The organism is Spirillospora sp. NPDC049652 (assembly GCF_040675125.1).
In the GTDB taxonomy this organism is placed as follows: domain Bacteria; phylum Actinomycetota; class Actinomycetes; order Streptosporangiales; family Streptosporangiaceae; genus Spirillospora.
Genome location: NZ_JBFAOF010001118.1, coordinates 1 through 2106, shown reverse-complemented (window position 1 = coordinate 2106; position 2106 = coordinate 1). Strand labels below are relative to the sequence as shown.

Here is a 2106-nt window from a genome sequence, read left to right as displayed (position 1 = left end):
CTCCCCCGCCCTGCGCGCTCGGCCAGCTTGGCGACCATGTACTCGTTCAGGCCGTTCTCGGCGGCCCGGTCGCGGCGCATGAGGTCGAGCGAGAGCCCGGTCCGCCCCCACGGGACGAACGACAGCAGCCCGCGCAGCTCGCCCTTGGAGTCGAACGCCTCGACCATGACGCAGCGCCCGTCGGTGGGGTCGCCGAGCCGGCCGAGCGCCATCGAGAACCCGCGCTCCGTGGCCTCGCCGCGCCAGGCGTCCGCGCTGCGGATCAGCTTGGCCATCTCCCAGTCCGGGATCTGCGAGTGGCGCCGGATGCGCACGGTGTACCCGGCACGTTCCACCCGGTGCACCGCCTGCCGGACCTGCCGCATCTCCCGGCCGTCCAGGTTGAAGTCGGCGAGGTCCAGGATCGCCTCGTCGCCGAGTTCGAGCGCGTCGAAGCCGTGCCGGGCGTAGATGTGGGCGGCGCGCTCCCCGACGCTGACCGCCCCCGGGATCCAGGAGTGCGTGCGGCACTCGTTCAGCCACGCCTCGATCGCCTGGTCCCACGACTCGGGGTCGCCGAGCGGGTCGCCGCTGGCCAGCGAGACCGAGCCCTCGACCCGGTAAGCGATCCCGGCCCGGCCGTTCGGCGCGGCGATGAAGTCCTTGTCGCGGCGCAGCGCGAAGTAGCCGAGCGAGTCCTGGTCGCCGTACTCGGCGAGCAGGCCGCGCGCGGCGAGCTCCTCCCCGGGGCTCAGCACCGCGTCCCGGCGGCCGGGCCGGAACAGCGCCCACATGGTGACGATCAGCAGCCCGGTGCCGAGCACGCCGATGATCACGTCCACCCAGCCGGGCACCCGGACGCCGATCGGCTCGCCGGTGATCCCGGCGCCGAGGACGGTCTGCAGCGCCACGTACCAGGGGTGGGCCCAGAAGCCGCCCGAGGGGTCCTTGTCGGTGACGGTGACCAGGAACGTCCCGATGCCGCCGCTCAGCACCAGCAGGACGGAGAAGACCACCGCCGCGAGCCGCCGGTTGGCGCGGTCCGGCAGCGAGGTGAACTGGTTGCGGGACGCGAGCGCCATGGTCAGGACCAGCCCGTACGCGCCGGTGGTGACGACCTCCCCGAGGGCCGTCGGCTGGTTCGGGTCCAGCAGCGTGTGCAGCAGGAACGCGACCGAGAACGCGGTGTACAGCCCGAACAGCAGCACCAGCAGGCGCCAGGCCGCCTTCTTGCGCCGCCGGATGCCCATGGACAGCAGGATGAACAGCAGTCCCCACGGGATGCTGGGGAAGACCGCCAGGTAGTACAGCCACCGCAAAGCCCAGATGTCGGCGAGTCGGACGATGAGGTCCGAGGACAGCCAGGAGAGGATGGACACGATCCCGGAGAGCCGGGTGTACCAGAAGAAGACGGTGGGCGCCGCCTCCATGAGTCTTCGCCAACCGGTGCGCAGGCTCCCCGTTTCGCCTGTTGCCGCCATGGTTCTCCCGTCAGGACTGTCGAATCTTGGGATATTTGTACCGGGTGACGCCCTGCTCACGCCCACCGCCGACGATAGTCACCATCCCGTCCGGTCTGACCGATATGTCTACTGGATAGGGTGACGCACGGCGCGTCCGCGGGCAGGGGCGGATCGTCGCGCTCCCGAGGGGTATGACCCGTCGGTGAGAAGGTTCGTTCGCGGGCCGGGTCCAAGATTGTCATCAAAAGTCGATATGGTCGCGGATATGCCACAGGAGACCACCGGGGAGCGGTTGCTCGCCCATCGCTACCGCCTGGTGACCCAGGTCGGTCGTGGTGGCATGGGAACGGTCTGGCAGGCCCATGACGAGGTGCTCGGCCGGGACGTCGCGGTCAAGGAGGTCATCCTCCCGCACGGCCTGACCGACGAGGAGCGCACCGTCCAGTACAAGCGGACGTTCCGGGAGGCCCGCACCGCCGCCCGGCTCGGCCACCCCGGCGTCGTCACCGTCTACGACGTCGTGGAGGAGGACGGCCGGCCCTGGATCGTCATGGAGCTCATCCACGCGCGCTCCCTGGACCAGGTGATCAAGCAGGAGGGCGCCCTCCCGCCCAAGCGGGCCGCCGACATCGGCCGCCAGATGCTCGCCGCGCTGCACGCCGCG

At 70.7% G+C, this 2106-nt stretch carries 2 protein-coding genes; one reads left to right on the top strand and one right to left on the bottom strand.

The features are described 5' to 3' along the window. On the bottom strand, window positions 1-1409 hold a 1409-nt coding region (locus tag AB0J52_RS37595; RefSeq protein ID WP_500187737.1), incomplete at its 3' end, for a phosphatidylglycerol lysyltransferase domain-containing protein. A gap of 298 nt (window positions 1410-1707) precedes the next feature. On the opposite strand from AB0J52_RS37595, the gene AB0J52_RS37590 reads away from it, so the two are divergent. Continuing rightward, a partial coding sequence (locus tag AB0J52_RS37590) for a serine/threonine-protein kinase (protein WP_500187736.1) occupies window positions 1708-2106 on the top strand: 399 nt, incomplete at its 3' end.